Source organism: Agromyces sp. NPDC056523 (assembly GCF_042794545.1).
GTDB lineage: Bacteria > Actinomycetota > Actinomycetes > Actinomycetales > Microbacteriaceae > Agromyces.
Window position 1 is genome coordinate 228,574 of sequence record NZ_JBHTTM010000002.1, and the last position, 19,246, is coordinate 247,819.

General features: G+C 71.4%; 14 protein-coding genes. 6 read left to right on the plus strand and 8 right to left on the minus strand.

Going from position 1 to position 19,246, the window contains the following annotated elements:
- Nucleotides 1-28: 28 nt before the first annotated feature.
- Nucleotides 29-1,018 (minus strand): lipoyl synthase, encoded by a 990-nt coding sequence (lipA, locus tag ACFQ58_RS08040; protein WP_376950554.1) that lies wholly within the window; start codon nt 1,016-1,018, stop codon nt 29-31.
- Nucleotides 1,015-1,662, minus strand: coding sequence for a lipoyl(octanoyl) transferase LipB (gene lipB, locus ACFQ58_RS08045; RefSeq protein ID WP_376950555.1), 648 nt, complete (start codon nt 1,660-1,662; stop codon nt 1,015-1,017). The genes lipA and lipB overlap by 4 nt, the downstream gene beginning before the upstream one ends.
- A gap of 111 nt (nt 1,663-1,773) precedes the next feature.
- Here lipB and ACFQ58_RS08050 point away from each other — a divergent pair, with 111 nt between their 5' ends.
- Nucleotides 1,774-3,366, plus strand: a complete 1,593-nt coding sequence (locus ACFQ58_RS08050) for a hypothetical protein (RefSeq protein ID WP_376950556.1) — start codon at nt 1,774-1,776, stop codon at nt 3,364-3,366.
- On the opposite strand, the gene sucB is transcribed toward ACFQ58_RS08050, so the two are convergent.
- From sucB to ACFQ58_RS08065, 3 genes are all read right to left on the minus strand, one after another.
- Nucleotides 3,363-4,967, minus strand: coding sequence for a 2-oxoglutarate dehydrogenase, E2 component, dihydrolipoamide succinyltransferase (gene sucB / locus ACFQ58_RS08055; protein ID WP_376950557.1), 1,605 nt, complete (start codon nt 4,965-4,967; stop codon nt 3,363-3,365). The genes ACFQ58_RS08050 and sucB overlap by 4 nt on opposite strands.
- Before the next feature lie 66 nt (nt 4,968-5,033).
- Nucleotides 5,034-6,407: a dihydrolipoyl dehydrogenase gene (gene lpdA / locus ACFQ58_RS08060; RefSeq protein ID WP_376950558.1), complete on the minus strand. Its 1,374-nt coding sequence runs from the start codon at nt 6,405-6,407 to the stop codon at nt 5,034-5,036.
- A gap of 94 nt (nt 6,408-6,501) precedes the next feature.
- Nucleotides 6,502-7,974 (minus strand): leucyl aminopeptidase, encoded by a 1,473-nt coding sequence (locus ACFQ58_RS08065; protein ID WP_376950559.1) that lies wholly within the window; start codon nt 7,972-7,974, stop codon nt 6,502-6,504.
- A gap of 87 nt (nt 7,975-8,061) precedes the next feature.
- Between ACFQ58_RS08065 and ACFQ58_RS08070 the strand changes: the two genes are divergently transcribed.
- The 4 genes from ACFQ58_RS08070 to ACFQ58_RS08085 all read left to right on the plus strand — a co-directional run bounded on the left by ACFQ58_RS08070 (nt 8,062) and on the right by ACFQ58_RS08085 (nt 12,685).
- Nucleotides 8,062-8,979 (plus strand): proteasome assembly chaperone family protein, encoded by a 918-nt coding sequence (locus tag ACFQ58_RS08070; protein ID WP_376950560.1) that lies wholly within the window; start codon nt 8,062-8,064, stop codon nt 8,977-8,979.
- A gap of 290 nt (nt 8,980-9,269) precedes the next feature.
- Entirely contained in the window at nt 9,270-10,682 is a 1,413-nt protein-coding gene (locus ACFQ58_RS08075; protein WP_376950561.1) for an RNA polymerase sigma factor, read from the plus strand.
- Between the two features lie 6 nt (nt 10,683-10,688).
- Nucleotides 10,689-11,945, plus strand: a complete 1,257-nt coding sequence (locus ACFQ58_RS08080) for a Mur ligase family protein (protein WP_376950562.1) — start codon at nt 10,689-10,691, stop codon at nt 11,943-11,945.
- The gene (locus ACFQ58_RS08085; protein ID WP_376950563.1) at nt 11,942-12,685 is read left to right on the plus strand and encodes a type 1 glutamine amidotransferase; all 744 of its coding nucleotides are present in this window, start codon (nt 11,942-11,944) and stop codon (nt 12,683-12,685) included. Before ACFQ58_RS08080 ends, ACFQ58_RS08085 begins: the two co-directional genes overlap by 4 nt.
- Before the next feature lie 82 nt (nt 12,686-12,767).
- Here ACFQ58_RS08085 and ACFQ58_RS08090 read toward each other — a convergent pair whose 3' ends face one another.
- Nucleotides 12,768-13,004, minus strand: a complete 237-nt coding sequence (locus ACFQ58_RS08090; RefSeq protein ID WP_092670140.1) for a hypothetical protein — start codon at nt 13,002-13,004, stop codon at nt 12,768-12,770.
- A 148-nt stretch (nt 13,005-13,152) separates the two neighbouring features.
- Between ACFQ58_RS08090 and ACFQ58_RS08095 the strand changes: the two genes are divergently transcribed.
- Nucleotides 13,153-15,231, plus strand: coding sequence for a type IIA DNA topoisomerase subunit B (locus ACFQ58_RS08095; protein ID WP_376950564.1), 2,079 nt, complete (start codon nt 13,153-13,155; stop codon nt 15,229-15,231).
- A 25-nt stretch (nt 15,232-15,256) separates the two neighbouring features.
- Here ACFQ58_RS08095 and ACFQ58_RS08100 read toward each other — a convergent pair whose 3' ends face one another.
- Together ACFQ58_RS08100 and ACFQ58_RS08105 are read right to left on the minus strand one after the other, a co-directional pair.
- A complete protein-coding gene (locus ACFQ58_RS08100; protein ID WP_376950565.1) occupies nt 15,257-16,648 on the minus strand; it encodes an FAD-binding oxidoreductase in 1,392 nt (463 codons plus the stop codon).
- Between the two features lie 90 nt (nt 16,649-16,738).
- Complete coding sequence (locus tag ACFQ58_RS08105) at nt 16,739-19,207, minus strand: DNA topoisomerase (ATP-hydrolyzing) subunit A (RefSeq protein ID WP_376950566.1); 2,469 nt, start codon at nt 19,205-19,207, stop codon at nt 16,739-16,741.
- Between the last annotated feature and the right edge of the window lie 39 nt (nt 19,208-19,246).

The following is a 19,246-nucleotide window of genomic DNA, read 5'->3' on the forward strand; positions in this document are numbered from 1 at the left end:
GCCGGACGTCCGTCAGCCGCGCATCGACTCAGCCGACGGCCTGCGCGAAGCCGAGCGACTCGTCGGCGAGGTGCGCGAGGTCGGCCGGCAGGGCGCGGCCCTTGGCGTGCATCGACTGCGCCCAGAGCCGACCGGCGCGATACGACGAGCGGACGAGCGGACCGGCGAGGACGCCGAGGAACCCGATCTCCTCGGCCTCGGCCTTGAGCTCGACGAACTCCTCGGGCCGCACCCAGCGTGCGACCGGGAGGTGCCGCGGGCTCGGACGCAGGTACTGCGTGATCGTGATGATGTCGGTGCCCGCATCGTGCAGGTCGCGCAGTGCCTGCGAGATCTCCGCGCGCTCCTCGCCCATGCCGAGGATGAGGTTCGACTTGGTGATCAGGCCGGCATCGCGACCCTGCGTGATCACGTCGAGCGAGCGTTCGTACCGGAACGCGGGACGGATGCGCTTGAAGATGCGCGGGACCGTCTCGACGTTGTGGGCGAACACCTCGGGCCGCGCCGAGAACACCTCGCCGAGCAGCTCGGGGTTCCCCGAGAAGTCGGGCACGAGGATCTCGACGCCGGTTCCGGGGGACTGGCGGTGGATCTCGCGGATGGTCTCGGCGTACAGCCAGGCGCCCTCGTCGGGGAGGTCGTCGCGCGCGACGCCCGTGACGGTCGAGTAGCGCAGCTTCATCCGCACGACCGACTCGGCGACGCGTCGCGGCTCGTCGATGTCGTAGTCCGCCGGCTTGCCCGTGTCGATCTGGCAGAAGTCGCAGCGCCTCGTGCACTGCGAACCCCCGATGAGGAAGGTCGCCTCGCGGTCCTCCCAGCATTCGTAGATGTTCGGGCAGCCCGCCTCCTGGCAGACGGTGTGCAGCTCCTCGGACTTCACGAGCTGCTGCAGCTGGCGGTACTCGGGGCCCATCCTGGCCCGGGTCTTGATCCACTCGGGCTTGCGTTCGATCGGCGTCTCCGCATTGCGCACCTCGAGGCGCAGCATCCGCCGGCCTGCGGGATCGGCGCTCACGCGGCGGCCTCCTCGGCCGGGGCGAACTCGGCGGACAGGCGCGCACGGACCGCGTCGACGACGTCGGCCGGCGTCACGAGACGGTCGAGCTGCCTCGACATCGTCGTGATGCCGGCGTCGCGGATGCCGCAGGCCACGATCTTCTCGTAGGGCTCGAGCGAGTTCGAGCAATTGAGGGCGAACCCGTGCATGGTCACGCCGTCGGCGACGCGGATCCCGATCGCGGCGATCTTCTCCTCGACGGCGTCGCGGACGATCCAGACGCCCGATCGGCCCTCCACGCGACGACCCTCGATGCCGAAGGTCGCGAGCACGTCGATGAGCACGGCCTCGAGGCGGCGCACGTAGCCGACCACGTCGATCGGTTCGTCGAGGTGCAGGATCGGATAGCCCACCAGCTGGCCGGGGCCGTGCCAGGTGATCTTGCCGCCTCGATCGACGTCGACCACCGGCGTTCCGTCGGTCGGTCGCTCGTCGGGGGCGGTCCGCTTGCCGGCGGTGTAGACCGGCTCGTGTTCGAGGAGGATGACGGCGTCCGGCCGATCACCGGAGACCACCGCCTGATGGACGGCGCGCTGGAGGGAGAGACCCTCGAGATACGGCACGGAGTTGGCGCTTAGCCCCGTGACGACGTAGTCGAGCATGGGCTCCATCCTAGGTGGCGGCTCGTCCTCCACAGTGCTCGGGATGCGTTGGATGTGCAGGACGGCCCTCGTATCGGCTGGGACTGCGCTTGCTCGCGCGATCCTTGCGCCATGCCACGGTTCTTCCGCTCGCAGTCGCCGCCCAGCACCGCGCCTCCGGCCACCGGTGAGCTCACCTCCGGCGGGGACGGCATCGAACCTGTGCTGGCCGGCTACCGACTCATCCGCCGCCTGGCGACCGGCGAGCGCGCCGACGTGTACCTCGCGACGGCCCACGTCCCTCCCGGCAGCGCGGAACCCGGGGCGGCACCGCCCACCACCGGCTCGCTGGTGGTCGTCCGGGTATACGGTCGCGCGGCAGACGATGAGGCGATCGCGAACGAGATGACGGCGATGCAGCACGACGGGTCGGGTGCGACACCGGCGCTCATCGACGTCGCCGGGTTCGACGAGGGCCGATGCTGCCTGGTGGTGGAGCGCATCACGGGCACGCCGCTCGCTGCGCTGCTGGCCGACGGCGGGCTGCTTCCGGGCCAGGCCGTCACCGCCCTGGCACCGATCGTCGTCGCCGTCCGCGAACTCGCCGCCCGCGGCCTCGTCCATGCGCGGCTCGACATCGCCGACGTGACGATCGACGAGGACGGGAGGCCGCGACTCCTCGGGCTCGGTGCCCTCGAGCGACTGGACCGTGCCGTCGCCGCGGGGCAGCGCGCCGACCTGCTCCGCCGCGGGCAGGCCGCGCTGCTCCGGCTCATCGAGGACGTCGCTGCGGCCACGCGCGATCGACGTGCGCTCGACGCCGTCGTTCGCGTCGCCCGCGACGCGCTCGACGCACGTCCGTTCCTGCCTCGGGATCTCGACCTCGAGCGGGCGCTGTTCGACGTCGCGGCACCCCTGCCGCTTCCGGGGGTCCGGTCCGAGACGACGGCCCGTCGGCAGGTGCCGTCGCGTATCACGGCCGGCGTGCCTCGTGAGGTCGTCCCGGGAGCGGATGAGATCGACCCGAGTGATTCCGCGGAGTCGGGATCCCGTCGAACGAGGCGGTGGGCGAGACTCGCCGAGATCGCGCAGATGCCCCCCGGTGTCGCCGCCGAGGTGGCCGACACGCTCGATCACGATCCGCGAACGGCGCTGGCCGGGCGACTCGCGGAGGTCGTGCGGCGACGCCGTGGCGCGTTCCTCACGGGCGGCTTCGTGGGCGCCGGTGCCCTCGTCGTCCTGCTCACCGCGGGTCCGCCGTCGGCGGCCGACCCGGCATCGCGGCTGGGCGATTCGAGCATCGCATCGACCGCGCCGTCGCCGGGACCGGATGCACCCGTGGCGTCTCCGGAGACGGGCCCGGACCATCCGGATGCCGAAGGAGCAGGGACTGCCGAGGCGGTTCCGGTCCGCACCGACGACCCGATCGCCGCAGCGGCGGCGCTGCTGGAGATCCGCACGAGCTGCCTCGCCTCGCGCGACGTCGCATGCCTGGCGGCCGTCGCGCAGCCCGGCTCGCCGATCGAGGCCCGGGATCGTGCCGCCATCGAGCAGGGCGACGCCGGCTTCGAGGCGCAGGCCGACCTCGATGCGATCACCGTGGTCGCCGACCTGGGTGATGCGGTCGTGGTCTCCGTCCCCGATGTCGCGGGCGAACGCGAACCGGCCTCGCTCCTCATGATGCGGAGCGAGGCCGGGTGGCGGTTACGGGAGTGGTTCGACTAGATGCCGAGGTCGCCCTCGAAGTCGCCCTCCTCGAGCCGGGCCTTGACGGCGGTGAGGAACCGCGCGGCGTCGGCGCCATCGATGATCCGGTGGTCGTACGACAGTGCGAGGTAGACCATCGATCGGATCGCGATCGCGTCGGAGCCGTCTTCGGAGATCACGACCGGACGCTTCACCACGACGCCCGTGCCCAGGATCGCGGTCTGCGGCAGGAACACGACCGGCGTGTCGAACAGCGCACCGCGCGAGCCGGTGTTGGTCAGCGTGAACGTGCCGCCTGCGAGCTCGTCGGGCTTGAGCTGGTTGTTTCGCGTGCGCTCGGCCAGATCGGCGATCTGCTTGGCGAGTCCTGCGATGTCGAGCTCGCCCGCGTCGCGCACGACCGGCGTGAGCAGGCCGCGCTCGGTGTCGACCGCGATGCTCAGGTTCTCGCGCTCGGGGTAGACGATCGACTCGCCGTCGACCGTCGAGTTGACGATCGGGTAGGCGCGAAGCGCCTCGACCGCCGCCAGCGCGAAGAACGGCAGGAACGAGAGCTTCGTGCCGGTCTGCTCGTGGAAGGCGCCCTTGACCCGGTCGCGGAGGCGGGCGACGCGCGTCACGTCGACCTCGACCACGGAGGTGAGCTGGGCCGTCGACTGCATCGAGACCACGGCGCGCTCGGCGACGACCTTGCGCAGACGCGTCATCGGCTGGGTCGTGCCGCGGAGCGGCGACGTCTCGAGCGGCTGACGTGCGGGCTTGGCCTCGGCACCCGCGGCTGCCGGTGCTGCCGCCGGGGTTCCGGCCGACAGGACGTCCTGCTTGCGGATGCGGCCGCCGACGCCCGTGCCCTGCACCGACGCCAGGTCGACGCCCTGCTCGTTCGCGAGCTTGCGCACGATCGGGGTCACGTAGCCGGAGGCGCCGGCGTGGGCGCCCGCCTGCGGTGCGGGGGCGGCCTCGGCGGCCGGAGCAGGCGCGGCGGGGGCGGCCGGCTGCTCGGGAGCAGGGGTCGGAGCCGGTGCAGCAGGTGCCTGGGCAGCGGGGGCCTGGGCGGCGGGGGCCTGGGCAGCCGGGGCCTGGGCAGCCGGGGCCTGGGCGGCGGGCTGCTCGGGAGCCGGGGCCGGCTGGGCCGGTGCCTGCGGAGCCGCGGGCTCGGCGGCCGGAGCTGCGGGCGCTTCGGCGGCCGGCTGCGCGGCGGGCGCCTGGGCCGGGGCCTGCTCGGGAGCTGGGGCTGGGGCCTGCTCGGGAGCTGGGGCCGGGGCCTGCTCGGGAGCTGGGGCCGGGGCCTGCTCGGGAGCTGGGGCCGGGGCCTGCTCGGCCTCGGGTGCCGCAGCCTGTTCGGCAGCCGGCGCCTCGGCGGGCGCGGCGCCCGCACCGGAGCCGTCGCCGATGGTCACGAGCGGGGTGCCGACCTCGACGGTCTCATCCTCCTGGACGAGGATCGCCTCGATCACTCCGGCGACCGGGGATGGGATCTCGGTGTCGACCTTGTCGGTCGAGACCTCGAGCAGCGGCTCGTCGACCTCCACACGGTCGCCGACATTCTTCAGCCAGCGGGTGACCGTGCCCTCCGTGACACTCTCGCCGAGTGCCGGGAGGCTGACGGATTCGCTCATGCGCTTGTCTCCTTCACAGCGTTGACGCGTTCTAGCTTATTGCAGTCGTGGTGCAGCGGGCCGGGCTCAGAGCGCGTGCAGCGGCTTGCCCGCGAGCTTGAGGAAGGCCTCGCCGAGGGCTTCGTTCTGGGTCGGGTGCGCGTGGATGAGCGGGGCGATGTCCTCGGGGTACGCCTCCCAGTTGACCGCGAGCTGGGCCTCTCCGATGAGCTCGCCGACGCGCGCGCCGATCATGTGGACGCCGACGACGGGGCCATCCTCGACGCGGACGACCTTGATGATGCCGCTCGTCTCGAGGATGTGGCTCTTGCCGTTGCCGGCGAGGTTGTACTCGTACGCCGAGACCTTGTCGGCGCCGAACTTCTCGGCGGCACGGGCCTCGGTGTAGCCGACCGAGGCGACCTCGGGCTCGCAGTACGTGACCTTCGGGATGTTGACGTCCTCGACGACGATCGGGTTCAGGCCCGCGATCTCCTCCGCGACGAAGATGCCCTGCTGGAAGCCGCGGTGCGCGAGCTGCAAGCCGGGGACGATGTCGCCGACGGCGTACACGCCGGGGACGCTGGTCTGGAGGCGCTCGTTCGTGATGACGAAGCCGCGGTCGACGGTCACGCCGGCCTCCTCGTACCCGAGGTTCTGGGTGACGGGTCCGCGACCCACGGCCACGAGCAGGAGCTCGGCCTCGACGGTCTCGCCGTTCTCGAGCGTGACGACGACGCCGTCGTCGTGCTGGGTGACGCCCTGGAAGCGGACGCCGAGCTTGTAGTCGATGCCGCGCTTGCGGAAGGCGCGCTCGAGGTGCTTCGAGATCGCTTCCTCCTCGTTGGGGACGAGGTGCGGGAGGGCCTCGATTATCGTGACCTCGGCGCCGAACGACTTCCAGACGCTCGCGAACTCGACGCCGATGACGCCGCCGCCGAGGACCGCCACCTTCTGCGGCACGAAGTCGAGCTCGAGGGCCTGCTCGCTGGTGATCACGCGGCCGCCGAGCTCGAGGCCGGGCAGCGAGCGCGAGTACGAGCCCGTCGCGAGCACCACGTTCTTGCCGACGAGGCGCTGGTCGCCCACCTGGACGGCGTTCGCCGCCACCAGGCGGCCCTCTCCCTCGACCACGGTGATGCCGCGCGCCTTGACGAGGCCCTGGAGGCCCTTGAACTTGCTGGAGACGATGCTCTCGCGGTACTTGGTCACGGCCGCGACGTCGATGCCGTCGAACGTCGACCGCACGCCGAACTTCGCCGACTCACGCGAGTTGTCGGCCACCTCGGCGGCGTGCAGGAGCGCCTTGGTCGGGATGCAGCCGCGGTGCAGGCACGTGCCGCCGAGCTTGTCCTTCTCGACGAGTGCCACGGTGAGGCCGAGCTGGACGGCTCGCAGCGCCGCCGCGTACCCCCCGCTGCCGCCCCCGAGAACGACGAGGTCAAAGTTCTGCTCGGACAAACGGAATCTCCCTTGCGCATCGGTCTGCGGCGCCGTCCACCGCGGCTCGTGGCCGGGGCGGGCCTCGGGGCGACGATCGCCCCACACGACCTTACTACCTGGCGGCGAGCTGCTCGCCCAGCCGGACGAGCGTCCGGACGGCCGCTCCGGTCGCGCCGGAACCGGTGAATCCCCACGGCGATCCGCTGTTGAAGGAGGGGCCGGCGATGTCCACGTGCGCCCACGGGATGCGGGCCTCATCGGCCCCGTCGCGGTGGCCGACGAACTGCTGCAGGAAGACGCCCGCGAGCAGCATGCCCGGCACGACGGTGCCCAGCTTGGTGTTCGCCAGGTCCGCGACATCCGACTTCAGCAGCGTCTTCAGGTCGTCGGGCAGCGGCATCGGCCAGACCGGCTCGCCGACGGCGTCGGCGGCGCTGCGCACCTGTGCGACGAGATCGTCGTCGCCCATGAGGCCCGCGATCCGATTGCCGAGTGCCACGACCTGCGCGCCGGTCAGCGTCGCGACGTCGACGATCGCGTCGGGCTGCTCGGCGCTGGCCGCGGCGAGCGCGTCGGCCATGACCAGCCGGCCCTCGGCGTCGGTGTTGAGCACCTCGACGGTCGTGCCGTCCTTCATGCGCAGCACGTCGTTCGGCCGCACCGCGTGCCCCGACGGCATGTTCTCGGCGAGGCAGAGCCAGCCGGTGACGCGCACGGGCACGCGCAGCTCGGCGAGGGCGACGATCGCCGACAGCACGGCCGCGGCGCCGGCCATGTCGGACTTCATGCCGACCATCGAGGCGCCCGGCTTGAGCGAGAGCCCACCCGAGTCGAACGTGATGCCCTTGCCGACGAGCGCCAGGTGCACGGATGCCTCGGCGGGGGCGTACTCGAGGCGCACCAGCCTCGGCGGGCGCGACGAGCCGGAACCGACGGCGAGGATGCCGCTGAAGCCCTCGTCGGCGAGCAGGCGCTCGTCGAGCACTCGCACGGCGATCCCGGCAGCGGAGGCCGCCTCGGCCGCGAGCTCGGCGAGGGCCGCGGGCGGCAGGTCGTTCGGTGCGGTGTTGACGAGGTCCTTCGTGCGCGCCACCGCCGCCACCACGGCGCGGATGCGGTCGAGGCGGATCGCGTCCGCGTCGTGATCGGCGTGCAGGACGATCCGACCGGGACCGGACGGCCCCTCGCGATAGTCGGTGAACGCGTAGGCGCCGAGCGCCGCCCCCTCGAGCAGGGCCGCGGCCGACTCGGGCTCCGTCGCCGGGACGGCGATCGACACCGCCTCGAGGGACGGGCTGCTGCGCACCGCGGCGCCGGCCGCGAGGCGGAGCGTCGCGGCATCCGCCCGGTCGCCGACCCCGGCCACGATGACCAGCCGGCCCCGGTCGCCCGGTTCGACCAGGGACGTGACCTCGTCGGCGGCGCCCTTGGCGCCGAGGGCGGTGAGTGCCGCCGGCACCCAGTCGAATCCGGCCGGTGCGAGCAGCTCCGGACCGTCGCCGGTGCGGCGGGCGGCGAGCAGGACGGCGGGGGCCTCGGAGTCGACGGCGGGGGAGTCGGTGAGTTCGAGTGTGGGAACGGGCATGCGTTCGATGCTAGGTGTTCGCTCAGGGCATCACCTGCGGCGCCGTCGGCCGGCGGTGGGCGTCCCGCCCGTCAGTACCCTTGAGGTATGCGCGACCCCCGTTCCCTGTACGAGCTCAACGCCGATGTCGACGTGCCGACCGGGCTGCCGCTCGTCGCGGGACTGACGGGATTCGCCGATGCCGGGAGCGCCGTCGCGCAGACGTCCTCGTACCTCCTGAGCACGCTCGACACGACCGTGGTGGCGACGTTCGACGCCGACGAGCTGCTCGACTATCGCGCGCGGCGTCCCATCATCCTCTTCGAGGGCGATCACCTCACCGACTACCGCCCGCCTCGGCTGTCGCTCGACCTCGCGCGAGACGAGCTCGGGCAGCCGTTCCTCCTCCTCACCGGATTCGAGCCCGACTTCCAGTGGGAGCGCTTCGGGGCGGCCGTGCTCGGCCTCATCGAGCAGCTCGAGGTGGGCTCGACGACGTGGATCAACTCGATCCCCATGCCGGTGCCGCACACCCGCCCGATCGGCGTGACCGTGAGCGGGAATCGAGCCGACCTGATCGATGCGATGTCGGTCTGGAAGCCCACGACCCAGGTGCCCGCCAATGCGCTGCACCTCGTCGAGTACCGGCTGCAGGAGCGGGACCACCCCACGACCGGATTCGTGCTGCTCGTGCCGCACTACCTCTCCGACGCCGAATGGCCGTCAGCGGCGGTCGCCGCCCTCGAGGCCGTGAGCGCGTCGACGGGCCGGATCTTCCCGACCGATGCCCTGCGCGAGCAGGGTCGCGAGTTCTCCGCCCGCATCGACGAGCAGGTGGCCGAGAACGGCGAGCTCGCCAAGCTCGTGCACGCGCTCGAGGAGCGCCACGACGCGTACATGGAGGGCACGAGCCTCCGCTCGCCGTTGACCGACGAAGACGGCGAACTGCCCTCCGCCGACGAGATCGCCGCGGAGCTCGAGAAGTTCCTCGCGCATCGGCGCACCCGGGAGGACGACGGCGCCTGATCCGGGCGTCGACGCCCGCCGAAGGGGAATGCGGCGCATCGCCGTCGCGTTGGATCTGGAGACGGGTGCGATGCGCTCCGGATCCGGCGGTGTCGCGGGTCGGTTCGCGCGCGCAGCCCTGTATAATAGGGGGAAGGACCCGTTCTGGTCCGCTGTGCGGTTCGAGCCGCACGCATCGCGGACTTGACATGGGTCCTCATCGTGTCCGAAATCACCGAATCGTGACGCAGATCTCCGTGGGTCCCGTACTCGGGCTCCCGGACGCGACGGTGAGGAAGAGGTTCTAACGCATGGCAACCAAGGCCACCAAGGCCACGGCTTCGACCGACGAGTCGGCTGAGGCCCGGACGACCGCAGCGCCCAAGCGCGCGGCCGCCAAGACCACTGCGGCGTCGAAGTCCGCATCCACCAAGGCCGGCGCCAAGAGCACTGCGACGAAGTCGCCGGCGAAGGGCAAGGCCGCCACGACCGCATCGAAGACGCCACGCACGTCGACCGCGAAGGGCTCGAAGTCGAAGGCCGCTCCGACCGGCGATGACGTTTCCGTCGACGACGAGGAACTCGACCCCGAGGTGCTCGAGGTCGACGAGGCCGATGGCGGCGAGACCAGCGCGGCGGTCGCCGAGAGCGCCGAGGCGACCGAGTCCGCCGAGCCGGAAGCCGCTCCGGCCGACGACGAGGAGGAGGCCAAGCCGATCCCCGTCGAGCCGCACCCGACCGGTGCACTCGTGCTGCGCGCGTCCGATGACGAGGATGAGATCCCGGTCTACTCCACGACCATCACGGGCGCCACGGCCGACCCGGTCAAGGACTACCTCAAGCAGATCGGAAAGGTCGCGCTCCTGAACGCGGCCGAAGAGGTCGAGCTCGCGATGCGCATCGAGGCGGGCCTCTTCGCCGAGGAGAAGCTCTCGCACATGGGCGACTCCGAGAAGAAGTCGCAGCTCGGCCGCGAGCTGCAGTGGGTCGCGCGCGACGGCCAGCGGGCCAAGAGTCACCTGCTCGGCGCGAACCTGCGCCTCGTGGTCTCGCTCGCCAAGCGCTACACGGGTCGCGGCATGCAGTTCCTCGACCTGATCCAGGAGGGCAACCTCGGCCTCATCCGCGCGGTCGAGAAGTTCGACTACACCAAGGGCTTCAAGTTCTCGACGTACGCCACGTGGTGGATCCGCCAGGCGATCACCCGCGCGATGGCCGACCAGGCCCGCACCATCCGCATCCCGGTGCACATGGTCGAGGTCATCAACAAGCTCGCGCGTGTGCAGCGCCAGATGCTGCAGGACCTCGGCCGCGAGCCCACGCCCGAGGAGCTGTCGAAGGAACTCGACATGACCCCTGAGAAGGTCATCGAGGTGCAGAAGTACGGCCGCGAGCCCATCTCGCTGCACACCCCGCTCGGCGAGGACGGCGACAGCGAGTTCGGCGACCTCATCGAGGACACCGAGGCGGTCGTGCCGGCCGACGCGGTGGGCTTCACCATGCTGCAGAAGCAGCTCGAGTCGCTGCTCGACTCGCTGAGCGAGCGCGAGGCAGGCGTCATCCGCATGCGCTTCGGCCTCGGCGACGGCATGCCGAAGACCCTCGACCAGATCGGCGACACGTTCGGCGTGACGCGCGAGCGCATCCGCCAGATCGAGTCGAAGACGATGGCGAAGCTGCGCCACCCGTCCCGCTCGCAGTCGCTGCGCGACTACCTCGAGTAGGCCGCGGTGCGCTACGCGCCGGCGATCCTCGTCGGCAGGCTCACCCGATTCGCCGCCCGGCTGCGCAAGCCCGGCGGCGGATCGGCCGTTCCCGGGCTCGTCGTCAACCGGCTCGCGCCCGGCTACCTGAAGCGGACGCTGTCGGGATTCCCGCAGGGTCTCCTGGTCGTCTCCGGGTCGAGCGGCAAGTCCACGACCACCAAGATGCTCGTCGCCATCCTTCGCGCGCACGGCGTCGACGTGTTCACGAACCCGTCGACGGCGAACATCAGCCAGGGGCTCACCTCGGCGCTCCTGGAGCGGGCCGACTGGCAGGGTCGCGTGCCCGGCGACATGGCCGTGCTCGAGATGGACGAAGGCCATGGCGCGCTGGTGATGCAGGGTGTCGACGCGCGCGTCGTGACCCTCACGAACGTGATGGTCGACCAGATCGACCGGTTCCACGATTCCGAGATGGTCGCCGGCATGCTCGCGAAGATCGCGGCCCGCGCCCACGAGGCGGTCGTCGTGAATGCCGACGACGCGTACCTCGAGCGGCTCGCGGGCGGCCTGCGACCCGAGGTGCGCGTGCGACGATTCGGCGTGTCCGATGCGGTCCTCGCCGCCGCGCCGCGGGGGCTGGGGCACACCGAGACGAGCGCACGGCGACTCGACGCCGCCGACGGGACCGTGGTCGAGTCGGTCGACGGTTCGTCGGCGGCGCTCGCCGACGGCGCGGCATCCGTGCCCATCGGCCTGCCTGCCCGGGGCACGCACTACGCGGTCGACGCGGCCGCCGCCTACGCCACCGCGAAGACCGTGCTGGCCGAGCGCTTCGCCCCCGAGACCGCCGCCGCCGCGCTCAGCGCCATCCCCGCCGTCTTCGGCCGCGGCGAGCGCGTCATGGTGCGCGGCCACGAGGTCGACTTCGTCCTCGTCCAGAACCCGGCGAGCTACCAGCTCAATGTCGACAGCATCGCGCCCGGCACCGAGCAGATCCTCTTCGCGATCGGGTCCGACGTGCGCGACCCGTCCTACTTCTGGCCCACGGATGCCTCGTCGCTCGGGCGTGTGGCGATCGTGAGCGGCTCCAAGGCCGACGAAGCCGCCCTCATGCTCGCCTACGACGGCGTCGCGATCGACCGGGTGGAGCCCGACCTCGGTCGCGCGCTCGACGACTTCCTCGCCGCACCGCCGCCGGGGTCGGGCGTGAAGACCATCGTCTTCTCGGCCGATGCCATGCGGCGCACCCGCGCGCACCTCGGACTCACGGGAGCGGAATGACCCTCACGATCGTCTCGCTGCTGCCCTCGCTGCAGAACACCAACGGCGACGCCGAGAACGCGGCCGTGCTCGCCACCCGCGCTCGGTGGGGCGGGCACGATGCCCGCGTCGTGCCCGTGGAGCGCGCCGACGACCTGCCGGCCCGCGTCGACGCCGTGATCCTCGGCTCCGGCAGCGACGGGTCGCTCGAGACGAGCCGGACCCGGCTCCTCGAGGTGCACGACGCACTCCGCCGCTGGGGCACCGAGGGCGTGCCGATCCTCGCGGTGGGCACCGGGTGGGAACTGCTGAGCTGGGGGATCGAGCGCCCCGACGGCAGCACCGTCGAGGGGCTGGGCATCGTCGCGGGTCGAGCCGTCGCGCGCGAGGGCCGCGTCGCCGGGGATCTCGTCGTGAAGGCGGGCGGCGGACTGGGGCTCCTGGTCGGATTCGAGAACCACGCGCGGGACTACATCGGCGCCGAGGCGTCCCCGCTCGGTCGGGTCCACGCCGGCTCCGGCAACGGACGCGGTTCCGGGCAGGAGGGCCTCCGCATGGGCGATGTCATCGGCACGCACCTGCACGGCCCGGTGCTCGCGAAGAACCCGAGCCTCGCCGACGCGATCCTCGAGCGGATGTGCGCGCGTGCGGGATCGACGTATCGCCCCGGCGAGCAGGCCGCGGTCGTGGACCGCTACGCCGAAGCCGCGCGAGCGGCCCAGCTGCGTGCCGCCGGCGTCGCGGCATCCGTCGGCACCTGACCCTGCGGCGCGATCGCCCGCGGGCGCGACATGACGAACGCCCCGGACGGATCCGGGGCGTTCGTGACGTGGTGGGGTGCGTTCAGTCGCGGGTGTCGGTGAGGAGTCGGCTCGACTCGTCGTGCCAGCTGTGCGCGATCTGGGAGAGCTTCTCCTGGTGCTTGCGGCCGTGGTGGGCGCAGAAGAGGAGTTCGCCGCTCGAGACGACCACGCGGATGTAGGCCTGCGCACCGCAGGCATCGCAGCGGTCGAGGGCCGTGAGCTCGTGCGGGGTGTCGAGTTCGTCGACCGCACCGGCGGTGTCGGTGGTCTGGTTCATGGCGCCTCCTCCGTAGCTCACGATCCGTTTCCGTCTGACATCAATGAAAACACGGCCGGGCTCGGGAAACTTCCGTGCTGCCCTGCATTTCGCTGTGCGCGAAGCGCCTGGCGAGCGTCGGGGGTAGCCCTCAGTAGGCTTGTGCGACGTGAGCTCCGACTATTCCGCCCGCCACCTCTCCGTGCTCGAGGGCCTCGAGGCCGTCCGCAAGCGCCCGGGCATGTACATCGGCTCGACCGACTCGCGCGGCCTCATGCACTGCCTGTGGGAGATCATCGACAACTCGGTCGACGAGGCGCTCGGCGGCCACGGGACCGAGATCGACGTGGTCCTGCACGCCGACGGCAGCGTCGAGGTTCGCGACCGGGCCCGCGGCATTCCGGTCGACGTCGAGCCGAAGACCGGCCTCACGGGCGTCGAGGTCGTCTTCACCAAGCTGCACGCGGGCGGCAAGTTCGGATCCGGCTCGTACTCGGCCTCGGGCGGCCTGCACGGCGTGGGAGCCTCGGTGGTGAACGCACTGTCGGAGCGGCTCGACGTCGAGGTCGATCGCGGCGGCGCGACCTGGGCGATGTCGTTCCACCGCGGGGAGCCCGGCGTGTTCGCCGACAACGGCGCCGTGTCGCCCGAGTCCCGGTTCCGTCCGTTCGAGCAATCCAGCGAACTGCGCAAGGTCGGGCGTGTCGCGAAGGGCGTCACCGGCACTCGCGTGCGGTACTGGGCCGACCCCCAGATCTTCACCAAGGGCGCGTCGTTCCAGGTCGACGAGCTCCTCAACCGTGCCCGGCAGACCGCCTTCCTGGTGCCCGGCCTCGCGATCACCGTCGTCGACGAGCGGGGCGAGGCGCCCGAGACGCACCGCTTCCAGTTCGACGGCGGCATCTCCGAGTTCGCCGAGCACTTGGCGGTCGACGGGCCGGTCACCGACGTCTGGCGCATCACGGGCGACGGTCGATTCACCGAGACCGTCCCCGTGCTCAACGACCACGGCGCGATGATCCCGACCGACGTCGAACGGCACTGCCACGTCGACATCGCCCTCCGCTGGGGCATCGGCTACGACACCGTCATGCGCAGCTTCGTGAACATCATCGCCACGCCCAAGGGCGGGACGCACCAGGCGGGCTTCGAGCAGGGCCTGCTCAAGTTCCTGCGCCAGCAGGTCGAGCAGAACGCGCGGCGCCTGAAGGTCGGCAACGACAAGCTCGAGAAGGACGATGTCCTTGCCGGCCTCACGGTCGTGCTCACGGTCCGGCTGCCCGAACCGCAGTTCGAGGGCCAGACGAAGGAGGTGCTGGGCACGCCGGCGGTCCGCTCGATCGTGGCCTCCGTCGTGCAGAAGGCACTCGGCGAGCGATTCGCCTCGACCAAGCGCGACGACAAGGCGCAGACCTCGCTGGTGCTCGAGAAGATCGTCTCCGAGATGAAGGCGCGCATCTCGGCACGCACGCACAAGGAGACGCAGCGCCGCAAGAACGCGCTCGAGACGTCGTCGCTTCCGGCGAAGCTCGTCGACTGCCGGTCGAGCGACGTCGCGCAGAGCGAGCTGTTCATCGTCGAGGGCGATTCGGCGCTCGGCACGGCGAAGCTCGCGCGCGACAGCGAGCACCAAGCGCTCCTGCCGATCCGCGGCAAGATCCTCAACGTGCAGAAGGCGAGCATCGCCGACATGCTGAGCAATGCGGAGTGCGCCTCGATCATCCAGGTGATCGGCGCCGGATCCGGCCGCACGTTCGACCTGTCGGCCGCCCGCTACGGCAAGGTCATCATCATGAGCGACGCCGACGTCGACGGCGCGCACATCCGGACGCTGCTCCTCACCCTGTTCTTCCGGTACATGCGACCGATGATCGAGGACGGTCGCGTGTTCGCCGCAGTCCCGCCGCTCCACCGCGTCGTGGTGCTGAACCCCGGATCCAAGCCCAACGACGTGCTGTACACGTACTCGGAGGCCGAGCTGCAGGGCGTCCTCGCGACGCTGCGCAAGCAGGGCAAGCGCTACCAGGATCCGATCCAGCGCTACAAGGGCCTCGGCGAGATGGATGCCGACCAGCTCGCGACGACGACCATGGACCGCAAGCACCGCACGCTTCGCCGCGTCGGCGTGGCCGACGCGGAGAGCGCCGGGCGCGTGTTCGAGCTGCTCATGGGCAACGAGGTCGCGCCGCGCAAGGAGTTCATCGTCGACAGCGCGGCGGCGCTCACGCGAGATCGCATCGACGCCTGAGGCGGTCGGGCATCGCCTCAGCGGGTCAGGTCCGCGTCGGGGCGATGTTCTGGTTGAGGTGGAAGACGTTGCCCGGATCGTGGGCGTCCTTCACTGATCGCAGCCGGGCGAGCTTCTCGTCGGTGTACGCACGACGGAGGCCGGCCACGCCGTCGTCGCCCAGGACGTTGACGTAGGCGCCGCTGGCGAAGGGGTCCATGGTGCGGGCGTACCCGCGGGCCGATTCCATCCGCACCGCGTCCTCGGCGGGATCATCCCATCGGGCCGCCGCGACGAACTCGAACGCGGCGTCGCGGCGTGAGAACGCCGTGTCGTCGTCGGCCACGTCGGCGATCGCGCCGCCGTACGCCTGCAGGCTCACGTTCGGCAGCCGGTCGCCATCGCGGGCGAGGAGGGCGTCGATCGCCGCGTCGCGGAGTTCGCGGAAGTAGTGGCCCTTCCAGTAGCGGCGCAGGGCATGGCCCTCGACGTCGTCCTCACGCGCCTGCAACTGCAGGTACGACAACGGCGCGACCATCCGCTCGGCCGGTTCCCGTGCCTCGGCCAGCCTGGCACCCAGTTCGCCGGCCTGGACGACGCCCTCCACGGGGTCGCCGACCCAGACGAAGCCGAGCGAGACCGTCCGCTCGACGACGGTCGCATTCCAGGTCGCGCGACGGTCGGCCGTCAGGCTCGCATCACGCCAGATCCGCATGGCGTCAGCCGCGGACGCGCTGGGGAACAGGAACTCGACCGACAACGCGGTCCCGGGTTCGGGATGCAGTGCGAACTCGAACTCGGTGACGACGCCGAAATTCCCGCCACCGCCGCGAAGCGCCCAGTACAGGTCGGGATGCGAGTCGGCATCGACGTGCAGGATCTCGCCCTCCGCCGTCACCAGCTGGAACGAGACGACGTTGTCGCATGTGAGCCCGTATCGGCGGGCGAGCCAGCCCATGCCGCCGCCGAGCGCGAGGCCTCCGACGCCGGTGTGCGAGACATTGCCCGCCGTCGTCGCGAGTCCGTGCTCCTGCGTGGCACGATCGAGGGCGCCGAGGAGGGCCCCGCCCTGCACGAGGGCACGGCGGGCGGCGACATCCACCCGGACCGCGCCCATCGGGCGCAGGTCGAGCATGAGGCCGCCGTCCGGGACGGCGTGGCCGACGATGCCGTGACCACCGCAGCGGATGCCGACCTCGAGCTCGTGCTCGACCGCGAACCGCACCGCGGCCGCGACATCGTCGGCGCTCGTGCAGCGCACGACGAACCTCGGCCTGCGATCGATCATCGCGTTCCACACGGATCGCGCCTCGTCGTAGCCCGCGTCGCCCGGCTCGAGCACCGGGCCTTCGACCCTGCCCCGCAGCACTTTGCCCGACATCGACATCGACCACCCCGCCCCCTCGGTGCGGCGCCCGACGTCATCCTTGATCGCCACGGTCCGTCCGCCCGGTCAGGGCCGAAGATGCCATGCGACCGGCGCGAGGTCAAGCGCGCCCGACCGACGTCGCCCGGCGCGGCGTCGGCGTCAGCGGATGGCGCGACCCACGACCTGCACGACCGCCTCGAGGGGCTGGCCGGAGCCGTCGCGCCTGCCGCCCGCCTCGGGCAGCGGCCGCACGGAGCCGTCGGCGGCCAGCCCGTGCGCGGGGCCGGGCCCGACCCAGGCGAGCGACAGCGCGTCCTGGCCCTTGAGGAACCGGTGCGCCCGGACACCGCCGGTGGCGCGGCCCTTGCCCGGGTACTCGGCGAAGTCGGCGACCTTCGCGGCACCGGGATCGGCGCCGAGGAGCGTGTCGCTCGATGCGGCGACCGTCACGACCACAGCGCGCTCGACATCGGCACGCGCGAGCGCGCTGAACTCGACCACCTTCGTCCCGGAGGCCAGCTTGATGCCGGCCATGCCGCCCGCGGGGCACCCCTGCGGGCGGACCGACGAGGCGGGGAAGTGCAGCAGCTGCGCGTCGCTCGTGACGAACACCAGCTCGTCGTCGTCGCCGCCCTGCGCCGCGCCCACCACCCGGTCGCCGGCCTTCAGGCCGATGACCTCGAAGTCGGGGCGGTTCGGGTAGCCCCCGGGTGCCACGCGCTTGACGATGCCCTGCTCGGTGCCGAGCACGATCGGCCGGCTCGACTCGAGCGACACCACCGCGAGCACGCGCTCGTCGCGATCGGCCAGAGCGAGGTAATCGCTGACGCGGACCCCGGCAGCGAGCTGCACCGAGTTCGGCGGCAGCACCGGCAGTTCGAGCGGCGAGAACCGGATCAGGCGTCCCTTCGAGGTGATCGCGCCGATCTCGGTCCGGCTCGTGGTGTCGAGCTCGGAACGGACCGCATCGTGCTTGGACCGCCGCGCCGGGGGAGTGATCGCTACTGAGGTCTCGCCCTCGGGCGCGTCGACCCGCGCGATCCGGCCGGTCGCGCCGAGGATCACCCGGCACGGGACGTCGGCGTGCTCGAGCGTCGCCGGGTCGACCGCCTTGCGCGTCTTCGGCATCACGCGCGCCTCGGTCAGCATCGTGCGGCGCGGCGTGCCATAGAGGTCGGCGGCCCGATCGAGCTCCTGGGCCACCTGCGCGCGGATGCGGAGATCGCTGCCGAGCAACTCTTCGAGGGCGGCGATCTCGGCGAGCAGCTGGTCGCGCTCGGCCTCGAGCTCGATGCGCGAGAACCGGGTCAGGCGGCGGAGCCTCAGCTCGAGGATGTACTCCGCCTGCAGCTCGCTGAGGTCGAAGACCTCGATGAGCCGGCGGCGCGCGGCATCGGCGTCGTCGCTGGATCGGATGACCTGGATGACCTCGTCGATGTCGAGGATGGCGATGAGCAGGCCCTCGACGAGGTGCAGCCGTTCGCGACGCCGAGCGAGGCGGTACTCGGACCGCCGCGTCACGACGCGGATGCGGTGCGCGAGGTACACCTCGAGCAGCTCGCGCAGGCCGAGGGTCTGCGGTTGGCCGTCGACGAGCGCGACGTTGTTGATGTTGAACGAGTCTTCGAGTGGCGTCAGCCGATAGAGCTGCTCGAGCACCGCCTGCGGGTTGAATCCGGTCTTGACGCCGATCACGAGCCGCAGCCCGCGCGTGCGGTCGGTGAGGTCGGTGACATCGGCGATGCCCGTGATCTTCTTGGCGTTGACGCCGTCCTTGATCTTCTCGATGACCTTCTCGGGGCCGACGAGGTACGGCAGCTCGGTCACGACGAGCCCCGTCTTGCGGGGCGTGAGCTGCTCGATCGACACCTTCGCGCGCGTCTTGAACGACCCACGGCCGGTCGCGTAGGCGTCGCGCACCCCCGCGAGCCCGACGATCGTGCCGCCCGACGGGAAGTCGGGCCCGGGGACGAACTCCATGAGGTCGTCGAGCGTCGCCTCGGGCGTCGTCAGCAGGTGGCGAGCCGCGGCGACCACTTCGACGAGGTTGTGGGGCGCCATGTTCGTCGCCATGCCGACCGCGATGCCGCTCGCGCCGTTCACGAGCAGGTTCGGGATGGCGGCTGGCAGGACCTCGGGCTGATGGTGGGAGTTGTCGTAGTTCGGGATGAAGTCGACGACGTCTTCATCGAGGCTCTCGGTCATCGACATCGCCGGCGGGGCCATGCGCGCCTCGGTGTACCGGGCCGCGGCCGGCCCGTCGTCGAGCGAACCGAAGTTGCCGTGCCCGTCGACGAGCGGCACGCGCAGGGTGAACGGCTGGGCGAGGCGCACGAGCGCGTCGTAGATCGCCGCATCGCCGTGCGGGTGGAGCTTTCCCATGACCTCGCCGACGACGCGCGCGGACTTCACGTGGCCGCGGTCGGGGCGCAGCCCCATGTCGCTCATCATGTAGAGGATGCGCCGCTGGACGGGCTTCAGGCCGTCGCGCGCGTCGGGCAGGGCGCGCGAGTAGATGACCGAGTAGGCGTACTCGAGGAACGAGCCCTGCATCTCCTCCGCCACGTCGACGTCGTCGATCCGTTCGTCGATCTGGGAGGGGGCGGGCTCGTTCTTGCCTGGGGTCATTCGTCGTCTCTGCGCAGGGCGTGCCGGGCACGCGAGGGA